Source organism: Microbacterium ureisolvens (genome assembly GCF_015278315.1).
Taxonomy (GTDB): Bacteria; Actinomycetota; Actinomycetes; order Actinomycetales; family Microbacteriaceae; genus Microbacterium; species Microbacterium ureisolvens.
In genome coordinates this window covers 20,637-40,480 of record NZ_JADIJE010000004.1, presented here as the reverse complement: position 1 = coordinate 40,480, position 19,844 = coordinate 20,637, and the positions used below count along the sequence as shown (strand labels likewise).

Sequence of the window (19,844 nt, the reverse complement as noted above, 5' to 3'; positions counted from 1 at the left end):
CAGCCTCTGACCGCGCCCGGCGGGGAGACCGCGCTCTTCAGCTGCCGTACTCCGGCGTCCAGTCGTCGCCATCGCGCCCCCAGTCCGCCGCGACCGTGGCCTCGCTCCTCGACGGCACTTCCCGGCGCCACGCGGCGCCCTCGGGCCAGCTGGCCGCGAACGTCGTCACCACGCGCAGGACGCGCCGCGACAGGCCCGACACCGTCTGCACCGGACGCGCCGAGACCGGCATGCGCAGCTGCGGGTCGTACCGCACGCCGTCCGACGCGCGGAGCCGGATCGTGAGGTCGAGGTCGTCGTGGATCCGGGCGTTGCCGCGGTCGACCCGGTCGCGCAGGCGCTCCCAGATCTCGGCCCGCATCGCGAAGTTCGAGCCGAAGACGAGCGGGATGCCGAGCCACTTCTTGATCCAGAAGTGACCGCCGCCGACGTACCAGCGCTCGCCCAGACGGTTCTGCAGGGGCGTGCCGCCGTAGAACTCCGCTCCGCCGGTCAGCACCCCGAGCGTCGGATCGGAGTCGAACGCACGCACCAGCTGGGCGACCCAGTCCGGGTGCGGCCGGGAGTCGGCGTCGAGCCGCGCGATGAGGTCGGCCGACTCGAGGGCGGCGTCGTATCCCCGCGCGGCCGCCGGCCAGATGCCGATCGTCGGCTCGTGCAGCACGGTCGCCCCGTGGCGGCGAGCGACGGCGGCCGAGGCATCCGTGCTGTCGTTGTCGACCACGATCACCGTGTCTGCGCGGCGGGTCTGCGCAGCCAGCGCAGCCAGACACGCGTCGAGGTACGCCGCGTCGTTCCGGCACGGAATGACCACGGCCACGTGTGGGGCGAGGGGCACAAGCGCCACCATACTCCCGGCATGTCGGCGCACCTGGTTACTCTGCCCCCATGACCGCACTGCGTTTCGTCCCCGCCAACGAGGCGTCGTGGGACGACCTGCAGGCCATCCTCACGGGCGCTGCCTGTCGGTGCCAATGCCAGCGCCAGCGGCTCGGCGACCGCGACTGGTGGTACATGCCGGAATCGGAGCGCGCCGCCATCCTCCGTTCCGAGACCCACTGCGACGACCCGCGCGCCACCGAGACCATCGGCATCGTGGCGTACGACGGCGATGAGCCCGTGGCGTGGTGTGCGGTCGACCGTCGCGGCGTCTACGGGCGCGTGCGCGGATCGCCCGTCCCCTGGCAGGGGCGCACCGAGGATCCCGACGACGACTCCGTGTGGGCGATCCCGTGCATGGTCGTGCGCAAAGGGCACCGCGGCGAGGGGCTCACCTACCCGCTCGTCGCGGCCGCGACCGAACACGCCCGCGCACGCGGCGCGGCCGCGGTGGAGGGGTATCCGATGGTGACGGGCGGCAGCAAGGTCATCTGGGACGAGCTCAGTGTCGGCGCCGTCGGGCCCTTCCTGGCTGCCGGCTACCGGGAGGTCACGCACCCCACCAAGCGCCGGCTCGTCATGCGCATCGACTTCTGAGCGGGAGCAAACGCTCTCCCGAAACTGGGGCTTGAGACCGCTCCCACGGTTGGTTACAGTCCGGTAAGTAATCGGCATCTCCGCCGGTTCGTCACCTCAACGGAGAGGACTTCCCATGCCCGCCCCCGTTCCCCACCCCACGGCCAGAACGGCGCGTCGCACGGCAGCGCCCGCGCGCATCGCCGCCGTGGCCACCGGCGCCGCGCTCATCGCGAGCGCGCTGCTGGTCACCCCGGCCGTCGCAGCCCCGCCGCGCGCCGTCGACCCCTTCGACCCCGACTTCGGGCCGAACGTCACCGTCTACTCCCCCGACACGCCGGTCGCAGAGATCCGCGCCGAACTGGATGCGCTGCACGCCCAGCAGGTCGACGCCGAGATGGGCACCGCGCGGCAGGCGGTGTACTTCCTGCCCGGCGAGTACGGCTCGGCTGCCGATCCGCTCCAGGTGAAGGTCGGCTACTACACCGAGATCGCCGGGCTCGGCGCATCGCCCGAGGACGTCACCGTCCACGGCGCCGTGGAGGTCTACAACCGGTGCCTCGCCGACGGCGGCACGAGCAACTGCCTCGCTCTCGTGAACTTCTGGCGCACCATCGCGAACCTGTCGATCGACATCCAGACGCCCGAACGCGGCTGCCGCAGCGGCGCCGATTTCTGGGCGGTATCGCAGGCGGTGTCGATGCGCCGCCTCGATGTCTCGGGCGGCAACCTGTCGCTCATGGACTACTGCACCGCCGGCCCGCAGTACGCCAGCGGTGGCTTCATCGCCGACTCACGGCTGCCATCCGTCATCAACGGCTCCCAGCAGCAGTGGCTGATCCGCAACAGCGAGGTCGCCGGCTGGTCGAACGCGGTGTGGAACCAGGTCTTCTCCGGCGTCGAGGGCGCGCCGGACGACGCCGCCTTCCCGAACCCGCCCTACACGACCATCGACGAGACGCCGCTCAGCCGTGAGAAGCCGTACCTGTACGTCGACGACGCCGGTCGCTACAACGTCCGGGTGCCCGCCGCGCAGCAGGAATCGCGCGGGATCAGCTGGGCCGACGGCGAGACCGCGGGCCGCAGCATCCCGATCACCGACTTCTACATCGCGACGCCCTCCGACTCGGTCAAGGACATCAACAACGCCCTCGCCCGCGGACAGCACCTGATCCTCACCCCCGGCGTCTACGACATCGACCGGACGATCCAGGTCAAGCGCGCGAACACCGTGGTGCTCGGCCTCGGGCACGCGACGCTCACCGCGGTGAACGGTGCGGTCCCGCTCGAGGTCAAGGACGCCGAGGGCATCGTCGTCGCCGGGGTCACGATCGACGCAGGCACCGAGCTCTCGCCCGTGCTGCTGCGCGTCGGCAACGCCCACGGCGGCAAGAAGCTCGACCCGGCCAACCCGATCACGCTGAGCGACGTGTACTTCCGCGTCGGCGGACCGCACACCGGCAAGGCGACGACGGCGCTCGAGATCAACGCCGACGACGTGCTCATCGACCACACCTGGGTGTGGCGCGGCGATCACGGCGTCGAAGGCTTCGACCCGAGCAACGGCGTCAACGGCGACACAGAGCGCTGGAACACGAACACCGGCACGGTCGGCGTCATCGTGAACGGCGACGATGTGACCGCGACGGGCCTGTTCGTCGAGCACTTCCAGACGTACAACACGCTCTGGAACGGCGAGAACGGCCGGGTCATCCTCTACCAGAACGAGCTGCCGTACGACCCGCCGACGCAGGCGGACTGGACGCAGCCCGACGGCACGCTCGGGTACCCGGGCTACAAGGTCGCCGACGACGTCACGACGCACCGCCTCGACGGCGCGGGCGTGTACGTGTTCAACCAGAACAACCCGTCGATCATCACGGCGAACGGGTTCGAGGTGCCTGAGACCCCGGGGGTTCAGCTGCACCACATCATGACGGTGAACCTCTCGGCCGGAACGGTCCAGCACGTCGTGAACGGCGTCGGCGGCCAGGCCGACAACACCAACACGGGCACCCCGCAGTTCGTGGTGGACTACCCGGCGCCGTAAGGCCCTCCCCGGAAACGGATGCCTCGACCCGGCGACAACGCTGGGTCGAGGCATCCGCTCGTCACCAGAGCGGGTGGATCGACGCGCGCAGATCGCGGTCGTACACGTCGCGGACCACGCGGTCGAAGGCCTCGAGGTCGAAGCCGCCACCCTCGGAGGCACCGTCGAGCACGTCGCCCGCCGCGGCGTTGGACTCCGCCTGCCCGACGTTGCTCGCACCCGGGATGACACTCGTGACCCCCGGCTGCGCCGCGATCCACGCCAGCGTCGCCGCGGGCAGCGACACCCCGTCGGCAAGCGCGCCCGCCAGCTCGGCGGCTGCGGCGACGCCGGTCTCGAAGTCGACGCCCGAGAAGGTCTCGCCGCGGTCGAACGACTCGCCGTGGCGGTTGTAGGTGCGGTGGTCGTCGGCGGCGAACGTGGTCTCAGCGGTGTACCGGCCCGACAGCAGACCCGACGCCAGCGGAACGCGCGCGAGGATCGCGACCCCGGCGGCTTCGGCGGCGGGCAGCACCTCGTCGAGCGGCTTGAGCCGGAACGGGTTGAAGATGATCTGCACGTTCGTGACGTTCGGGCGCGCGATGGCGGCGAGCGCCTGCGCGCAGGTCTCGACCGAGACGCCGTACGCCGCGATCGCGCCGTCGGCCACGAGAGCCGGTCGAGGGCGTCGTAGACAGCGTCGTCCTCGATCACCGCGGTCGGCGGGCAGTGGAGCTGCACGAGGTCCAGCGTGTCGACGCCGAGGTTGGCACGGGAGCGATCGGTCCAGGCGCGGATGTTCTCCGGGGTGTAGTTCTCGGGCTCCTGCGCCAGCCGACGGCCCATCTTCGTCGCCACGGTGATGCCGTGGCCCGGGCGCTGAGCGAGGAACCGGCCGATCAGCGACTCGCTCCGCCCGTCGCCGTACACATCGGCGGTGTCGAAGAGGGTGACGCCGCGGTCGACGGATGCCGCCAGCACGCGCTCGGCCTCCTCCCCCGAGACGGCGCCCCAGTCGGCGCCGAGCTGCCAGGTGCCGAGTCCGACGGCCGAGACCGAGCGTCCGGTGCGTCCGAGTGCGCGCTGTTGCATGAGGATCCTTCGGGGACGAACAGGGGTGAGGTTCCAGCATCCGACGCCCCTGCCCCGCCGCGGCCGCGTCCATCGGCATGCGGATAACCCGAAAGCGCCGCGAGCGCAATCCCGGTGGTCCGTGCGGGCGCGCTGGCTATCGTGGCCATCGGCTTACGGGAGGAGGCGGGTATTTCCGAGCGCACTGAACCCCTGCGACGGGCGGTCTCGTACACGGCGCGGCTCGCCCAGCAGCCCCGCCTGCTGCTGGCGATCAAGACCTCGCTCGCGGCTGTGCTGGCGTGGTACCTCGCGCCGCTCATCCCGCTCCTCGACGACCAGTACTCGTACTACGCGCCGCTCGGCGCCCTCGTCACGATGTACCCGACGGTCGCCCGCTCGGCCAGAGTCGGCCTCCAGGTGCTGATGGGCCTCGCTGTCGGCATCGGACTGGGTCTCTCCGGGGTGGCGGCGCTCCGTCTCGGTGTGCCGGGCGGCGTCGTGCTGGGGGCGGTGATCGCGGTCGGCGTGCTGCTGGGCGGACTCCGACTTCTCGGCGACGGAGGTGACTGGGCACCGCTCGCCGCCCTGTTCGTGCTGCTGATCGGAGGCGCCACCGATCCCGAGGAATTCTCGATCTCGTACCTCGGGACCGTCGCGTTCGGGGTCGTCGTCGGGATCGCGGTCAACCTCATCGTGGTGCCGCCGCTCTACCTCCGACGGGCGAGCGAGCGGCTGTCGGCGCTGCGCGATACGGTCACCGATCTGCTGACGGATGCCTCGACCGCCGTCGCCGACGATCAGGTCAACCCCGACCGCTTCCGCGAAAGTCTCGACGCCCTGTCGCAGACGGAGGCCGCGGTCGCAGACGACGTCGACGAGGCGGAGGAGAGCGTCCGCGCCAACCCCCGCCGGCGTCGCCACGGCGACGAGCGCGAGGAGAACACCCGCCGCATGGAGGCGCTCGAGCGCACCGCGTTCCTCACGCGCGACCTCATCGACCTCCTGCTCGAACTTCAGGCATCCGGCCACGCCGAGCTGACGGCCGCCGTCCGCCACGACCTCGCTCACGCCATCCGCACCGCGGCCGAGCTCGTCGCCACGCCCCTCGGCGATCCGGACGCTCCCGACCGGCTGCGCGCCGCGACCGACGCGCTGGCCGACTACCAGCGTGCGCTCGGCGCTCCCGTGCCGGGCACGCGTGCCGAGATCGCCACGGGCGCCGCCGTCGAGCTCTGCCTGCGGCGCATCATCGATGTGACCCGCCCGTTCGTCTGATCGGGCGCCGCTCAGGGATTGACGATCACCGGCGTGCCGAGCGGAAGCTCGGCCAGCCGCGTGATCGCTGCCTCGTCGACACGGATGCAGCCGTTCGAGATCGACCCTGAGCGGGCGTCGTGATAGTGGAAGGCCGCGACCGCGACATCCGCTCCCCCGAAGCCGTCGAGCGTCGGAGACTGCACCGCCCAGTACACGATCGGGTGGCCCCGCGTGTAGCCGTACTCCGGCACGGTCCGGGTGGTCATGATGAAGGTGCGGCCGACCGGGGTCGGCGTGCTCTCGGTGCCCCACGCGAAGTCGGTGGCGATGCGCTCGGAGACGCCGCCGCGCACGATGTCGATGCTGCGCCCCGAGATGCTCACGACCACGCTGGTGTCGTCGGCGGCGAGATCCACGTCCGTCAGGCGCACCCACCCGGTCACCTGTGCCGGGTTCCCCTGCGACGGCACGGCCTGCCTGCCGGTCAGCAGCACCTTGACCCAATGCTCCTGCTGCTCGACGACCGGCACCGACGTGCCGTCGTACGGGTACTCGCGGGGCAGATACGCGACGGGCGCGGCCGTCGGATCGGCCCATACCGGCGCGCCGATCCCCTTCGCGACCGCGTGCAACGGGAGCGCGTTCGTGAACGCGGCGTCATCCACCGGCAGCGCCGGGATGACAGCGAACACGTTCACCTGCGGCAGGGCGGCCACGTCGTACGCGCTCGTGTTCGCCGCGAAGCCCGGCGGCGTCGGCGTGGGGGTCGGCGTCGGGGTGCGCGCGGGCGTCGGCGTGGAGGTCGCCGTCGCTGCGGGAGGTGCGGAGGATTCGGCCTCGGAAGGCCGAAGCAGCCACACCGCGGCGATCACGCCGGCCAAGAGCACCGCGGCCAGGACGATGAGCAGCCACGCCCGCCGGCGGTCCGGCGGGGGCGGCGGAACGGGCTCGTCGGGCTCCGGGCCGTCTGTATCGGGATCCCCCATTCCCCCATCGTCGGGTGGGACGACGGATGCCGCAACCGCCGGTCTGTCGTTAGCCTGGGCCGGTGGAGACCGAGGGCGGCGAGGAGCGCGGGCTCGAGGTCGTCGGAATCATCGGCGCCGGGCGCGTCGGGCGGGTGCTGGCCCGGCTGGCGCGCTCCGCGGGACACGAGGTGCTCATCGCCGGGTCGAGCGACCCGGGGCGGATCGCCGCGACGGTCGCCGCCGTCGCACCAGGCGCGGTTCCTGTCGACGCGCTCACGGTCGCGCGCGACGCCGACGTGGTGATCCTCGCCCTTCCCCTTCCGCAGCACCGGACACTCCCCGCCGAGGCGTTCCGCGACAAGGTCGTGATCGACGCCATGAACTACTGGTGGGAGGTGGACGGCCTGCACGCCGATTTCGCCGATCTGCGCACGACGACCAGCGAGACGGTCCAGCGCGCACTGCCCGGCGCCAGGGTCGTGAAGGCGTTCAACCACATGGGCTATCAGGACCTGGCCGATGAGGCGCGGCCTCCCGGCGCGCCGAACCGCAAGGCGATCGCCGTCGCGGGCGACGACCAGGACGCGGTCGCCGCGGTGATGCGGCTGGTCGACGACCTCGGCTTCGACCCGGTGATCGCGGGAGACCTGGCCGCGGGCATCATGCTCGAACCGGGTGCCGACGCGTTCGGGGCCGACGTCGACGCGCAGGAGCTGCGGGCGATGCTGGACCGGTTCCCGACGTCGCAGCGCGGGATCCAGGTCGCCCGCGCTCGCACCCGCGCCCGTGCCGACGGCAGCGCTAGCGGCGACGCAGCACCGCGGTGAGAGCGGCATCCACGCCGGTTGCGACCGCGATGGTCGCGACGTAGACCACGAGGTCGCGCGGGTCGAACACCGTTCCGAGCACGAGCATCACCGGCGAGAAGACGGCGCCCCACTCGAGCGGGAGTCCGGTGAGCTGGAACAGCTCCACGGCCACGCACCACGCGGCCGCGATCCCGCCCGCGGCGAGCGCCGGCGCCCTCGGCGCGATGATCACCACGGCGAGATAAACCGCGATGGCGTACAGGGCATCCCCCGCGATGTCGCTCGCCGGCGTATCGGGGAGCGTCGTGTGGACGACGAGCCCCGCGGCGATCGTGCCCAGCAGGAGAACGCCGGCGATGAGGCGCCGGGCGAGCAGCCGCGGCCTGGCGGCTGCCGAAGCCCCCACCACCCCGACGGTGCGGTCGTCCGTCACGAGATCACGCCCGCCGCGCGAGCCGGCTCCGCGTACGCCTCGGCGAGCGTGGCCACGGTGACATGCGCGTTCAATCCGCTCGGATTCGGAAGCACCCACAGCTCGGCGTCGGCGAGGCGTTCCGGCTGACGGCCCGCCCGCGCCCGTGGCCGGGCGAATCCGTGACGGTAAGCGGTCAGGCCGAGGACTGCCACCACCCTCGCGCCCCACCCGGCGGCGTCGCGCTCGAGCCGCTCGGCGCCCTCCCGCAGTTCGCTGCGCTCCAGCTCGTCGGCGCGCGCGGTCGCCCGCCGGACGATGCTCGAGATGCCGACGCCCGCCTCCAGCAGCATGCGGCGGTCGGCGTCATCCATCCCGCCGTCGTCGATGCGCGGAAGCCGCGGGATGATCCCCGCCGCGAGGAGGGCGGGGTAGAACCGGTTCCCGGGGTGCGCGAACGGCACCCCCGTCGCGGCGGTGTACATCCCCGGGTTGATGCCCACGAGCACCAGCTTGGGGTGCTCGGGCATCAGGTCGTGGATCGTGCGCCCGCGGAACGACTCCAGCTCGGCGCGCGTGAAACCCATGCCTTCAGTCTCGCGCACGCCGACGCCGGCGCCGTTCCGCGGATGCCGTCAGCGCGTCGCGCCCCGCGTCTCCAGGCGGAAGTCGTTGGACGGCGAACCGTCCGCGCGAGCAGTCTCCTGGTAGACGAACTCGAGACCGCGCTCGTCGAAGGCGGCGAACCACTCGTCCCAGCTCACCTGGCGGAGGTCCTCGAGGTCGTTGCCGAAGTCGAAGTCGAGCCGCAGCTCACCGACGTTGCCGCCGTGCTCGGTGCCCTCGACGGTCGCCGGCGCCGCGTGGCGGTCCTCCGCCCACTGACGGATCACGTCGTGATCCGTCGTCGAGGTGTGCGGGGCGGCTCCCTGCGCGGCCGCATCTGAGAGGTCCGGCTGTGCGTATTCCTGCCGAACGTCCGCCGGGGTGCCTGCGGTCGGGCTCGCCGCCGCGTAGTCGCGCTGTTCGCGGCCCGTGGCTGCGATCGGGTCCTCTGCGCTCGTGCGCTGCTCGGGGATGTCGTTTGCGTGGTCGCTCATGATCGTCCTCCTTCTGGATCCTTCCAGCCTGCGGCGGGCGCGCCACCGCGGGGAGGGGCTTGTCAGGGCGAGGCGACGGCGCTACGTGCGGGCGGCTCCGGTCGCTCAGGGCACGCAGCATCCGGAGCAGTTCCCTGCTCGTCATGCCGCCGGCCTCGGGGGTTCCGGTGCCGGGTGCGTGAGCAGGGTCGAGCACGTCGATGTCGATCGAGATGTACAGCGGCTTGTCGCCCACGCGGCGGCGCACGCGTTCGATCGCGGCCTCGATGCCGCGTTCCTCGATGTCGACGCTCGACACGATCGAGAAGCCGAGGCGCTCGTCGTCGTCGAGGTCCTGCTTCGAATAGAGCGGTCCGCGGGTGCCGACATGGCAGCTCGCGGTGAGGGTCGATGAGGCCTCCCTCGCTCGCGCGGCGGACGTCAGCTGTCGATGGGCGTCGGCCTCAACCTCGCCGACGCGGACGACCGCGTGACGGAGGCGCTGCGCACCTGGCGGGGCGTGGACTTCGCCGCGCGCACTCTCGGCCGATTCGACGTCGTCACGACGCTCGTGGAACCGTCGGCGGGCGCGCTGTACGCGAGTCTCGAGCGGATCCGCGAGATCCCCGGCGTCTCGGGCGTCGAGGCGTGGTTCCACCTCGCGGTGCTCAAGGAGGACTACGCCCGCACGCTCCGGCCCGCGGGCGGCGGCATCCCGCAGCCGCTCGGCTCGATCACCGGGTAGGCGATGCGGAGCACAGAATCGGAAGGTCTGCGCGACACGCCGGGTCGCAGCATCCCTCTTCCGGCGTGTCGGTCAGAACCTCCGATTGTGTGCAGGGCGGTGCGGTCCCGACCGTCGGTCCCCCGACTGCCCGACGTGCTGGCCGCCGACCTCCGCGCCTTCGGCCCGCTGCGCTGATGGGTCAGCCTCCGGCGAGCGCGGCGATAAGGGCGCGCTCGACCACCTCCCGCGGCATGCGCGGCACCTCGGTGGCCAGTGTGCCGAACGTCGATGGGTCCCAGTCGAGCTCGAGCGCGGCGTTCACGACCAGGAGCACATCCGTGAATCGATCGACGCCTTCGAGCGGCAGCATCCCGCTCAGCAGCCGGGCACCGCGCACCGCGCGCTGTGACGTGCCGATGAGCTTGACCGCACCGCGCGCGTTGACGCTGAACTCACCAGGGCAGTACTCCCCCGGCACGTCGCCGACCCGCGCGTCGACACCGAGACCGCGCATCGCCGCGGCGAGCGCGCCGCCGACCTCGCGGAAGAACAGCGCCTGGTCGATCGCTCCCGCATCCTCGCGGACGATCACGTCGAACACGATGCACGTCTCGTCGTAGGCGACCGCGCGACCGCCGGTCGGTCGGATGACCGGCGCGAAGCCCCGATCCGACGATGCCCGTCGAGCCGTCTCGAATCCCGGCAGCCGGCTCTCGCGGCGGCTCATCGCAACGGTCGGCTCGGGCGTGTACACCCGCACCACCCGGGGCTGGACGACGGTGCCATCGGCGACCGCGCGCAGGAGTTCGACGGATCGCTCGAGGTCGGTCGCGGCATCCGCCCGCTCCTCCTGCCGGATGACGAGTGCGGGGCGGTGCGACGACGATGGGTGGTGCGAGGTCACGCGCCCACACTCTCACGGGACCGGAAGAGGTGGTGGGCACGCGCCTGGCAGCGGCGCCGTTTTCAGGCTGCGGCGGACTCCGGGTTCTGCGCCCACAGATCGGGTCCGAAGACCTCGTAGTGGATCCGCTCGCTCGGGATGCCGCGCGCCATCAGCGTCGCCCGCGAGATCCGCATGAACGGCAGCGGGCCGCACATGAACACGGCGGCGTCGTCGGGCAGCTCGACAGTGGAGAGATCCATGAACCCCGGCAGCGCCGGGTGGAGTGTGGGCGCGGTCTCGGCATCCGTCTCGTACCAGTTCTGCGCCTTCGCATCGCCCATCGCCAGCACCTGACGGCGCAGCGATGAGTACAGCGCGTGGGTGTCGTGCGCCCGATCGGCGTGGAAGAGCCGCACCGTGCGCTGCGGCTGGCGCCGCGAGAGGTCCTCGAGGATGGCCGCCACCGGCGTGATGCCGATGCCCGCCGAGACCAGCACGAGGGGCTGCTCGGAGTCATCGAGCACCACGTCGCCGGCCGGCTGCGACACGTCGAGCACCGTCCCCGGCTGCGCGTTCTCGTGCAGCCACGTCGAGACCTGCCCGTCGGGCGCTCCGTCGGCACCGCGCACCCGCTTGATCGTGACGCGGAGCGAGTCGCCGCGCGGACCGGAAGAGATGGTGTACTGGCGGGGCTGGCGCGAGCCGTCGGGAAGGTCGACGGCGATGGCGATGTACTGGCCCGTGTGGTGCGAGGGCGTCTCGCCCTCGACCGGCGCGAGCAGCAGCGAGAACACCTCGTCGGACTCTTCGAAGCGCTCGACCACCCGGTACGGCCGCCACGGGTGCTCGGGGTCGGTGCCGCCCTGCGCGTAGAGCTTCGCCTCCTCGGCGATGAGCGAGACGCCGAACAGCCAGTACACCTCGTCCCACGCTGCGCGCACCTCGGGCGTCACGGCGTCGCCCAGCACGGTGCCGACGGCGTCCAGCAGGTGGTGGCCGACGATCGTGTACTGGCGGGCCTGGATGCCGAGCGAGACGTGCTTGTGGGCGATCCGGCGCATCACCGGGGTGAAGTCGGGCGCGTCCGGGTCGATGAGCTGCACCGCGAAGGCGACCACCGACGCGGCGAGTGCCTTGGGCTGCTCGCCGATCGCCTGGTTCGCGCGGTTGAAGACCCCCAGCAGCTCGGGGTGGGCGGCGAACATCGCCGGATAGAAGACCTTCGTGATCTCCTCGGCGTGTTCGGCGACGACACCCGCCGTGGCGCGGACGATGGCTTCGGACTCCGGTGAGAGCTGCATGTGGTTCCCTTTCTCTTTCGAGTCGCGAGTCCGACCCTCTCGCGTCGCGGCCATCGCGCGTCCGGCGTTCCACCGGTTTTATCCGGTCTCCGCCCAGGCGGTGTCCGTGTTCGCCGCCTACCCTGGGACCATGCCGCGCCGCGCCCACGACTTCCGCGGGCTGACCCAGCCCCGTCGCCTGCAGCTGCTTCAGGCCATCCAGCGGGTCCCCGGGCGGCGAGCCGGCGAGCTCGCATCGGAATGCGGCATCCCGCTGAACACCGTCCGCGACCATCTGCGCGTGCTCGAGGACGAAGGCCTGATCCGCAGCGAGACCGTGCAGGTCGGCGTGCGGGGCCGCCCGCCCGTGGTGTTCCACCCCGTGCGGGAGTCGGCGACCAGCGAGGCGGCGAGCGCGCGCGTCGCGGGTGCTGCGGAGCGGGGACGGATGCTGCGCGCCGTGACAGGTGCCGCCGCGCCGGTGCTCGATCCCGGAGCCGTGCGGCAGCTCGACGTGCTGTACGAGCACCTCGACGACGCGGGGCTGGATCCCGCCGTCGATGAGGGGTCGCTCTCGTTCGACCTCGCACCGTGCCGGTACCACGACATGATCGACGAGGACCGCGCCCTCGTCTGCGGTGTGCACGCCCGCCTCGTGCAGGACGTCCTGCGCCACACCGAAGGGCCGCTCGAGATGGAGCGCCTCGAACCCTTCGTGACCGCGCACCGGTGCCGGCTGATGCTGACGCACGCCGCGGGACGATAGCGTCGGATCGCGTGGCGCCGCGCCGCGCGGGAGGACGGACACCATGGATCACTTCGACACGATCGTGGTCGGCGCCGGCGTCGCGGGCCTGACCGCCGCGCACCTCCTGGTCGAGGCGGGGCGTGACGTGGTCGTGCTCGAAGCGCGGGACCGCGTCGGCGGGCGGGTGTCTACCGACCGCCGCTTCGGACTCACCACCGACATGGGCGCGTCGTGGATCCACGGTGTCACCGGCTCCCCCGTGGCGGCCGCGGCGGACGCCTTCGGCATGCCCATGGTCGAGTTCACGGTCGGCGGCTACCAGGCCGACAGCCGCCCCATCGCGTACTACGGGCCGGATGGGACGAGATTGACGGATGCCGCGACCCGCGCGTACATCGCCGACATCCACGCCGCCGATGCCGCCCTGGAGGGCGTGGTCGCGGCATCCGCTCCCGACGCCTCCTACCGCGACGTCACCGAGGCGGTCCTGGCCGCCCAGGGCTGGGACGAGGAGCGCACGCAGCGCGTGCGCGAGTACATGGAGCACCGGTCGGAGGAGCAGTACGGGGCGTGGATCGAGGACCTCGCCGCGCACGGCCTCGACGACGACTCGATCGACGGCGACGAGGTCGTCTTCCCCGACGGCTACGACCGCCTCCCGAGGCGACTGGCCGAGGGCCTCGACATCCGCCTCATCCACGTCGTGTCTCTCGTGCAGTGGTCGCCGGGTGGCGTGGTCGTCACGACCGACCACGGCCTGTTCTCGGCCGACAGCATCGTGGTGACGGTGCCCGTCGGCGTGCTGCAGTCGGAGGACTTCGTCATCGAGCCGGCGCTGCCCGAGCCCGTCGCCGGTGCGCTGAGCCGCCTGAAGATGAACTCGTTCGAGAAGGTGTTCCTCCGGTTCCCCACGAAGTTCTGGGATGACGGCGTGTACGCGATCCGGCAGCAGGGCCCCGAGTCCCGCTGGTGGCACTCGTGGTACGACCTCACCGCGCTGCACGACGCCCCGACGCTGCTGACGTTCGCCGCCGGACCCGCCGCTGTCGAGACCTGGGACTGGACCGAGGACGAGATCGTCGAGTCGATCCTCGTGCAGCTGCGCCGCCTGTACGGCGATCGGGTGCCGCAGCCGACGTCCGTGCACATCACCGACTGGCAGGACGACCCGTGGTCGCACGGCTCGTACGCCTACATGACGGTGGGCTCCACCACCGCCGACCACGACGACCTCGCGACGCCGGTCGCCGGGGTCCTGCATCTCGCCGGCGAGGCGACCTGGACCGACGATCCGGCGACGGTGCCCGCCGCCATGTTCTCGGGGCACCGCGCCGCCGAGCGGGTGCTCGGTCAGGAGATCCCGATCGAGCACGTCTGGGAGCACTGACCCCCGGATCGACCCGCGCGATCCGACTCGGCCCCGCCGTCAGCTCTCCGGCAGGCCGACCTTGAGCTTGGCCCACGAGCGGCCGCGGGTGTCCTTGAGGATGTCGTACTCGACGTCGACGTGCGGCTCGATCGCGCTGTACTTGTCGTTGGGCGCGCCGATCACGAGCTGGAAGCCGAGGCCACGCCACGCGCCGATCGCGCGCTTGGTGAAGTGCGCGTCGGCCTTGATGAGCGCTTCGTCCATGAAGACGGGCGCGTAGCGCGGACGCTCGGCACCGGCGTCCCCGAGCTGATAGCGCAGCGCCGCGCCCACGATGAAGGCGATGAGCTCCTGCGATTCGCCGCCCGACTTCTCGCCGATGTGGTCGTACAGCGCGACGTGCTGCTTCGTCGTGGCGTCGACGCGCTCGGCGCTCACCCGCACGTGGTTGCGGACGTCGATGAGGTCGCCGAAGTCGGGTGCCGAGCGCCGCATGTGACCGATCAGCCTCGACATGCGGCGGTACACCTGCTCGCGCTCGTCGTCCGTCGACGCCGCCTCGATGAGCGCGCGCACCTCGCGCAGCTCGCGGCGGAAGCGACGGCGCGCCTCGGACTGGTTCTCGCGCGTCGTGATCTGCAGGCGGTGGTCGTCGTCGTAGAACGGCAGGTCCTGCATGATTTCGTTGATCGGCGCGATGCGATCGCGGATCTCGCGGATCGACCGGCTCAGCGTCGAGTCGAGGTTGGTGAGGTCGTTTCCCGACAGCTTCAGCAGGCTGTCGCGCCACTCGGCCTGGAGCTCGTGCAGCCCGCTCGTCCGCAGCGCCTCGAGGATGCGCTCGAAGTCGTCGATCGACTCGTCGGGGTCCGGCAGCAGGTTCGGGTTGGGCCAGCGCTCCAGGAAGCTCACCATGATGCGCCGCACGCTGTCGCGCTGCTGCTCCAGGACGTCGGCCGCCGCCCGCCGATCCTCGGTGAGGCGCTGGGCGGCGGTCGTGAGCGCGGCGACGAAACCGGCCAGCGCATCGGACGCGCTCTCCGGCCGCGAGGTCTTCGCCAGGCTGAATCGGTCGTCGAGGAACGCGATCTGGTCGGGGCGCAGCATCCGCCCCGCGTCCTCGGCAGCGTCGACCACCGTCTGATCCGCGTCGACGTCGTCGATGACGTCGCTCCACTGCGACTCGATCTGCTCACGCTCGACCGTGGTGCGCGCGATCTCCTCGCGCAGGCGCGCCGCTTTGCCCTTCGCGGCGGCGATCTGCCCCTGCACGCGGGCGATCTCGGGATTGGATGCCGTCACGTCGTCGTGCACGGCGAGCCATCGGTCGCGCTCGGCCGTGACGGAGGCGACGTCGACCTGCTCCCAGGCGAGATCGCGGAGCTTTGCATACACCGCGAAGCGGGCGTCGACGGCATCCAGCGCGGCGTCCGCCCGCTTGCGCGCGTCCGCAGCGCGTGCCAGCCGGGCGCGGGCCTCGTCGAGCTGGCGCCCGAGATCGGCGAGCCGCCGGTCGTTCGAGAACCCGAGCACGTTCTCACGGCCGTGGCCGCCGTGGGCGCCACGGCTGCCCTGCGAGACCTGGCCGGTGAGCGTCAGCGCCATGCGGTGGCGCGACAGGTCGATCGCGGAATCGACGCACACGAAGCCGAAGCGGTCGCCGAGGCGCTCCTGCAGCCAGCCCGTGAAAGGCGTGCTCTGGTAATCGAGACGCCCCGGCAGCGTGGTCGTGTCGCGGCGGTCCCCCTCGTCGAGGCCGGTGTGAACCCCCTCGTAGCGCAGCCGCACCGGCGTGCGCACCGAATCGATCGCGGTGCGGAACCGCCCGAGCTGCTCCACGTCGATGAGGAGCGTCGTCGCGAAACCCCCCAGCGCGAGGTTGAAGGCCTCCCGCCACGGCTCGAACTCCGTGCGCACCTCGATCAGCTCGCCGACGAACGGCAGGTCCTCGACATCGATCCCGGCCGCTTGCGCGACGAGCTCGCGCGACTCGTGCAGCGCCCGCGGAATGTTGCCCTGCAACCCGGACGCGCGGCGAACCTCCGCTTCGAGCTCGGCGATCTCGCGCGCGGTGGACTTCTCCGCCGAGATCGCCTCGGCGTATTCGGCGCGGGCGCCGCCCTTGGCATCGCGGTCGGCCAGGCTCTCACGGGCGCGGTCCACGAGCGCGGCGAACTCCGCGTGCGTGCCCGCCTCCTCGCCGATCGCGCGCAGGTCCGCTTCGAGCGCCGTCCGCCGGCTCTGCGTCGCGGTCAGCCGCCGCTCGACCTCGCGCAGCTCCCGCTGGGCGGTCTCGAGGCGATCCCCGCCCGACAGCCGCAGCACCTCGACGAGGCCGTCGCGCTCCGTCTCGGCAGCATCGGCGAGCGCGCGGGTCTCGCGCAGCGAGACCTCCGCGGCGTTCTTCCGATCGCGAAGCTCCGTCTCGACCTCGCGGAGGAGCCCCAATCGGCGGTCGGCGCGCCACAGCGTCGCGAGCGACGCGGGGTCGGAGAACTCGCCGACCTCGTCGATCAGCTGCACGCGCTCCGCTGCCGCCGCGATCTTCTCGCGCAGCTCGCCGATCGGCTCGAGGGCTCCCACCTGCTGACGAGCCGTCAGCATCCTCGTGCGCGTGCTCTCTAGGCCGTCGAAGTGGGCCACGACGGCGTCGGCCGTCGTCATCGTCTCGGGCTCCTCGAGCACCAGACGCTTGTACAGGTCGTCGACCGTGGTGATCTGCTGACCGGCCTGGATGCGGGCGAGCAGGCTGATCGCCTTGGCCCCCGCGCCGGCCGCCCCGATCCCCAGCACGGCGTGCAGGCGAGCCGAGAACTCGCGATCGGTTGCCACGGGGTCGAGCCCGGCGTTCCTGATCGAGAGGTCGGAGAGGCGCAGCCCCGCCGCCTGCTCGAGCGAGCCAAGGTCGAACGCACGGTCCGTCGTGGCACGCACGCGCACGGTGTCTTCGAGCACGCGCGCACCGGCCGGGAGGTACCACGCGCGTACTGCGGTGAAGCGGGACCCGTCGTGGTCGATCCACGTCATCGCCACCGCGGTCCACGTGTCTTCGCCGTCGCCGCGGAGCACGCGCATCTTCGTGCCGTCCTCCGTGCGCGACTCATCGAGCTTGCCTCGCCCGTACGACAGGATGTTGCGCTGCTCGTCGCCGCGCGGGCGACCGGTCACGCCCCCGTTCGACGCGCCGTTGAACGGCGTCGTGTGGGGCATCATCAACGCGATGTACGCGTCCATCAGCGTGGACTTGCCCGATCCCGACCCACCGCACAGGAGTGTGGCCTCGGGCGAGAACCGCACGCGGTGAGCCCCGTCGTAGCCGCCCCAGTTGACGAGCTGCAGATCCTCGGCGAGCCACTGCTGCCCCCGCGATGCCGCCGGGATGAGCCCGAACAGCGTGTCGAGCATCGTCACAGCGCGGCCTCCTCTTCGTCTTCGTCGTCTTCGGCCTCGTCGAACACGTCGGCTGAGGCGACGGATGCCGCGCCCCCCGTGTGTGACGGATCAGACTGCGAGCGCAGCCAGTCGCGCAGCTCTCGCAGCTTCTCGGCGCTCAGCACGATCTCGACGAGGGGGCTGATGCGGAACCTTCCCGTGGTCTCCTCATCGACGATGCCGTCACGCGCCAGCCGGTCCATCGCCTTGCGGATCGAACGCTGGCGGCGGGCCGTATCGCCGTCGGCATCGACGAAGTAGCTCATGACCGTCTGCTCGACATCCTCGATGTCGACGCGCGCTGCCGGCTCCCCCGCCGCGGATTCGCGCTGGTAGACGGTGCGCAGGTGCACCAGCACGAGCGTCTCGGATCGCGTGTACGCCGCATCCCGGAGCAGGATGGGCATTTCGAGCTCGTCGGAGCGCACCTGCTGCTTGTACGCGACGCCGCGGTCGTGATCGACGACGAGGCGCACGAAGAGGTCGTTCAGGCGCGACTCGATGAGCTGCTGGTTGTCGAGCAGCACCATCCACTCGTCGCGGTTGCGGTCCGCGAACAGGAACCGGCGCTGCAGGACATGCACGAAGACGCGCCGAACCGCGGGGTCGAGGACCCCGCGGTCGCCGGGGAAGAGCTCGTCGAGGTCGTCCTCCATCGCGGCCGGCGCGATGAACGCCTCGCTCGCGGCGGCGTCCTCCACGGCGACGCCGGTGGCGTCGGGCTCGTTCTGCACGGCGGTGTCAGTCATCGTCGGGCTCCTTCGCGGTGCGGGCGGTGACGGCTCCGAACGCGAAGCGTCGCGTCGTGCCGTCGGGGCGGACGGCCTCGACGACCGAGACCTCATCCCCCTCGGTCATGCCGTTGCGGTGCGCGATCTCGAGGAGGCCCACGAGGTCCACGGGGCGCCGGGCTTCCTCGTCCGCCCTCTGGAAGGCGTCCCCCAGGTCGAATTCGCCGCCGAGACCGGCGACGTACGCCTCGAGCTTGGCGTACCGGGGTCCGCCCCACGCGCGGGTGTCGGCATCCGTGAATTCCGCGTCCTCGTCAGAGGCGGTGAGCGGGGCGGGCGCTCCGGGAGGGCGGATGTCGCTCACCGACTGCCGCAGATGGCCGATGTCGGCCATCGGCAGGCTGCGCAGCGGCTCGACCGGCGCGTCGGACGACGAGCTGCGGGTCCACGCCTGCAGCCCCGACATGACATCGCGCAGCAGATCGTCGACCTGGCGGTCCCGGATCGGATCATGGGTGCGCACCTGCCCGGTGATGACGCGCGAGGCACGGCGCTGCGCGGTGAGCACCTCCTCGACGCCGAGCTCGACCCGCCGGCCGATCGCGTCCAGCTCCTTGCGCTGCTCGCCGTCCATGAGGCGCGCGAACGGCTGCGCCAGGAGGGTGTGCAGCTGCTCGGTGAGGCTGTCGATGCGCTCGGGATCGCCGATCAGTCGCAGCGCGCCGGCGAACGCCCGGCCTTCCACGGTGGACTGCATGACGTGCTGCCCACGCTGGAGGTACTCGCGCAGCACCTCGCCGGTCGGTCGGACGTCACGACGCAGGTCGGCGACGACGTCTCGCTGCATCGCCTTGATCGATTCGGCAACCCGGGTGAAGTCCGCCGGCAGCTCGCGCGCCAGGTGCAGGATGTTCTCGGCCTCTTCGAGGAGCTGCTCGTCGTCGACCGGTTCGGACTGCCCGAGTTCGAGCCGCGCGATCTCGGCGTCGAGCGCGTCGCGCTCCTGGATGAGCCGGGCCATCCGCACCGCGGGGTCGGTCTCGGCGTGATCGGACAGACGCTCGACCGCCTCCAGCAGCGTGCGGACGCGCGAGTTCGATACGCGCGTGCGGCCGCCGGCTGTGCGTCCGGTGATCTCGAGCGCTCCCACCGCGTGCGCGGTCAGGCGGTACACCTCGGTGTCGCCGTCGATCTGCGGGACGAGCCAGCCGACGCGGACCCAGTAGCGGCAGATCTCGCGGGCGGTGCCGACGGGCAGCGTGCGGTCGCCCTCGTCGTACCCCGCCGCGCGCAGCTCATCGAGGATCTCAGCGACCTCGGCGTGCGCATCGGAGATCTCGACCGACGGGCGATCGACCGTGAACACGATCGAGAGCGTCGCGACCACGAAGGGCGCATAGCGCCCGTGCAGCAGGTCGAGGGTGGGGGTTCGGAATGCCGCCAGCGAGCGCAGATATGCCGCCTCGGCACGAGTGTTCCCCATCAGATCCAGCGTAGTCGGCGGGAGCGGCCCCGCCGTGCGCGCCTGCCCTCGGGCGTGCCGCCGAAGCACGAAGAAGGCCCGGAACCTCTTCCGAAGTTCCGGGCC

The 19,844-nt window shown here is 71.6% G+C and carries 17 protein-coding genes and 2 pseudogenes; 7 read left to right on the top strand and 12 right to left on the bottom strand.

Going from position 1 to position 19,844, the window contains the following annotated elements; genetic code table 11:
* Window positions 1-37: 37 nt before the first annotated feature.
* Window positions 38-838: a glycosyltransferase family 2 protein gene (locus IM767_RS07490; RefSeq protein WP_109209212.1), complete on the bottom strand. Its 801-nt coding sequence runs from the start codon at window positions 836-838 to the stop codon at window positions 38-40.
* Window positions 839-888: 50 nt separating this feature from the next.
* On the opposite strand from IM767_RS07490, the gene IM767_RS07485 reads away from it, so the two are divergent.
* Both IM767_RS07485 and IM767_RS07480 read left to right on the top strand, forming a co-directional pair.
* Entirely contained in the window at window positions 889-1,476 is a 588-nt protein-coding gene (locus IM767_RS07485) for a GNAT family N-acetyltransferase (protein WP_109209211.1), read from the top strand.
* Window positions 1,477-1,591: 115 nt separating this feature from the next.
* Entirely contained in the window at window positions 1,592-3,505 is a 1,914-nt protein-coding gene (locus IM767_RS07480) for an adenylyl cyclase (protein WP_198425745.1), read from the top strand.
* Between the two features lie 61 nt (window positions 3,506-3,566).
* Here the strand turns inward: IM767_RS07480 and IM767_RS07475 are convergent.
* Window positions 3,567-4,576 (bottom strand): annotated as a pseudogene (locus tag IM767_RS07475) (aldo/keto reductase).
* A gap of 141 nt (window positions 4,577-4,717) precedes the next feature.
* Between IM767_RS07475 and IM767_RS07470 the strand changes: the two are divergent.
* Window positions 4,718-5,833: an FUSC family protein gene (locus IM767_RS07470; RefSeq protein ID WP_239453190.1), complete on the top strand. Its 1,116-nt coding sequence runs from the start codon at window positions 4,718-4,720 to the stop codon at window positions 5,831-5,833.
* An 11-nt stretch (window positions 5,834-5,844) separates the two neighbouring features.
* Here the strand turns inward: IM767_RS07470 and IM767_RS07465 are convergent, their stop codons facing one another.
* Window positions 5,845-6,801 (bottom strand): L,D-transpeptidase, encoded by a 957-nt coding sequence (locus IM767_RS07465; RefSeq protein WP_109209210.1) that lies wholly within the window; start codon window positions 6,799-6,801, stop codon window positions 5,845-5,847.
* A 62-nt stretch (window positions 6,802-6,863) separates the two neighbouring features.
* Here IM767_RS07465 and IM767_RS07460 point away from each other — a divergent pair, with 62 nt between their 5' ends.
* Window positions 6,864-7,610: an NADPH-dependent F420 reductase gene (locus IM767_RS07460; RefSeq protein WP_109209209.1), complete on the top strand. Its 747-nt coding sequence runs from the start codon at window positions 6,864-6,866 to the stop codon at window positions 7,608-7,610.
* On the opposite strand, the gene IM767_RS07455 is transcribed toward IM767_RS07460, so the two are convergent.
* The 4 genes and pseudogenes from IM767_RS07455 to IM767_RS07440 form a co-directional block, all read right to left on the bottom strand.
* Window positions 7,585-8,025, bottom strand: a complete 441-nt coding sequence (locus IM767_RS07455; RefSeq protein WP_239453188.1) for a ribosomal maturation YjgA family protein — start codon at window positions 8,023-8,025, stop codon at window positions 7,585-7,587. The genes IM767_RS07460 and IM767_RS07455 overlap by 26 nt on opposite strands.
* A complete protein-coding gene (locus IM767_RS07450) occupies window positions 8,022-8,591 on the bottom strand; it encodes a mismatch-specific DNA-glycosylase (protein WP_109209208.1) in 570 nt (189 codons plus the stop codon). Before IM767_RS07450 ends, IM767_RS07455 begins: the two co-directional genes overlap by 4 nt.
* A gap of 48 nt (window positions 8,592-8,639) precedes the next feature.
* Window positions 8,640-9,104, bottom strand: a complete 465-nt coding sequence (locus tag IM767_RS20560) for a hypothetical protein (protein ID WP_198425744.1) — start codon at window positions 9,102-9,104, stop codon at window positions 8,640-8,642.
* Window positions 9,105-9,204: 100 nt separating this feature from the next.
* A pseudogene (locus IM767_RS07440) lies at window positions 9,205-9,520 on the bottom strand (arginase family protein); the annotation flags it as partial.
* 14 nt (window positions 9,521-9,534) lie between these two features.
* Here IM767_RS07440 and IM767_RS07435 point away from each other — a divergent pair.
* The gene (locus IM767_RS07435) at window positions 9,535-9,828 is read left to right on the top strand and encodes an Lrp/AsnC ligand binding domain-containing protein (protein WP_239453186.1); all 294 of its coding nucleotides are present in this window, start codon (window positions 9,535-9,537) and stop codon (window positions 9,826-9,828) included.
* A gap of 181 nt (window positions 9,829-10,009) precedes the next feature.
* Here IM767_RS07435 and IM767_RS07430 read toward each other — a convergent pair whose 3' ends face one another.
* Window positions 10,010-10,714 (bottom strand): lipoate--protein ligase family protein, encoded by a 705-nt coding sequence (locus IM767_RS07430; RefSeq protein WP_109209206.1) that lies wholly within the window; start codon window positions 10,712-10,714, stop codon window positions 10,010-10,012.
* A gap of 62 nt (window positions 10,715-10,776) precedes the next feature.
* Complete coding sequence (locus tag IM767_RS07425; RefSeq protein WP_109209205.1) at window positions 10,777-11,997, bottom strand: globin domain-containing protein; 1,221 nt, start codon at window positions 11,995-11,997, stop codon at window positions 10,777-10,779.
* Between the two features lie 130 nt (window positions 11,998-12,127).
* Here IM767_RS07425 and IM767_RS07420 point away from each other — a divergent pair, with 130 nt between their 5' ends.
* Both IM767_RS07420 and IM767_RS07415 read left to right on the top strand, forming a co-directional pair.
* Window positions 12,128-12,742: a helix-turn-helix domain-containing protein gene (locus IM767_RS07420; protein ID WP_162564213.1), complete on the top strand. Its 615-nt coding sequence runs from the start codon at window positions 12,128-12,130 to the stop codon at window positions 12,740-12,742.
* A gap of 43 nt (window positions 12,743-12,785) precedes the next feature.
* Window positions 12,786-14,111 carry a flavin monoamine oxidase family protein gene (locus IM767_RS07415; RefSeq protein ID WP_109209204.1) on the top strand — a complete coding sequence of 442 codons (1,326 nt, stop codon included), beginning with the start codon at window positions 12,786-12,788 and terminating at the stop codon, window positions 14,109-14,111.
* 39 nt (window positions 14,112-14,150) lie between these two features.
* Here the strand turns inward: IM767_RS07415 and IM767_RS07410 are convergent, their stop codons facing one another.
* Genes IM767_RS07410 through IM767_RS07400 form a run of 3 tightly spaced genes read right to left on the bottom strand, consistent with a single transcriptional unit; the run spans window position 14,151 to window position 19,739 of the window.
* The gene (locus IM767_RS07410) at window positions 14,151-17,504 is read right to left on the bottom strand and encodes an ATP-binding protein (protein WP_109209203.1); all 3,354 of its coding nucleotides are present in this window, start codon (window positions 17,502-17,504) and stop codon (window positions 14,151-14,153) included.
* Entirely contained in the window at window positions 17,501-18,274 is a 774-nt protein-coding gene (locus tag IM767_RS07405) for a DUF4194 domain-containing protein (protein WP_109209202.1), read from the bottom strand. Before IM767_RS07405 ends, IM767_RS07410 begins: the two co-directional genes overlap by 4 nt.
* Window positions 18,267-19,739 (bottom strand): DUF3375 domain-containing protein, encoded by a 1,473-nt coding sequence (locus IM767_RS07400; protein WP_109209201.1) that lies wholly within the window; start codon window positions 19,737-19,739, stop codon window positions 18,267-18,269. Before IM767_RS07400 ends, IM767_RS07405 begins: the two co-directional genes overlap by 8 nt.
* Window positions 19,740-19,844 lie beyond the last annotated feature (105 nt).

Coding starts and splice junctions, on each gene's coding strand:
- IM767_RS07485 (WP_109209211.1), top strand. CDS start 889: ATGACCGCACTGCGTTTCGTCCCCGCCAACGAGGCGTCGTGGGACGAC.
- IM767_RS07480 (WP_198425745.1), top strand. CDS start 1,592: ATGCCCGCCCCCGTTCCCCACCCCACGGCCAGAACGGCGCGTCGCACG.
- IM767_RS07465 (WP_109209210.1), bottom strand. CDS start 6,801: ATGGGGGATCCCGATACAGACGGCCCGGAGCCCGACGAGCCCGTTCCG.
- IM767_RS07450 (WP_109209208.1), bottom strand. CDS start 8,591: ATGGGTTTCACGCGCGCCGAGCTGGAGTCGTTCCGCGGGCGCACGATC.
- IM767_RS20560 (WP_198425744.1), bottom strand. CDS start 9,104: ATGAGCGACCACGCAAACGACATCCCCGAGCAGCGCACGAGCGCAGAG.
- IM767_RS07435 (WP_239453186.1), top strand. CDS start 9,535: ATGGGCGTCGGCCTCAACCTCGCCGACGCGGACGACCGCGTGACGGAG.
- IM767_RS07425 (WP_109209205.1), bottom strand. CDS start 11,997: ATGCAGCTCTCACCGGAGTCCGAAGCCATCGTCCGCGCCACGGCGGGT.
- IM767_RS07420 (WP_162564213.1), top strand. CDS start 12,128: ATGCCGCGCCGCGCCCACGACTTCCGCGGGCTGACCCAGCCCCGTCGC.
- IM767_RS07415 (WP_109209204.1), top strand. CDS start 12,786: ATGGATCACTTCGACACGATCGTGGTCGGCGCCGGCGTCGCGGGCCTG.
- IM767_RS07405 (WP_109209202.1), bottom strand. CDS start 18,274: ATGACTGACACCGCCGTGCAGAACGAGCCCGACGCCACCGGCGTCGCC.
- IM767_RS07400 (WP_109209201.1), bottom strand. CDS start 19,739: ATGGGGAACACTCGTGCCGAGGCGGCATATCTGCGCTCGCTGGCGGCA.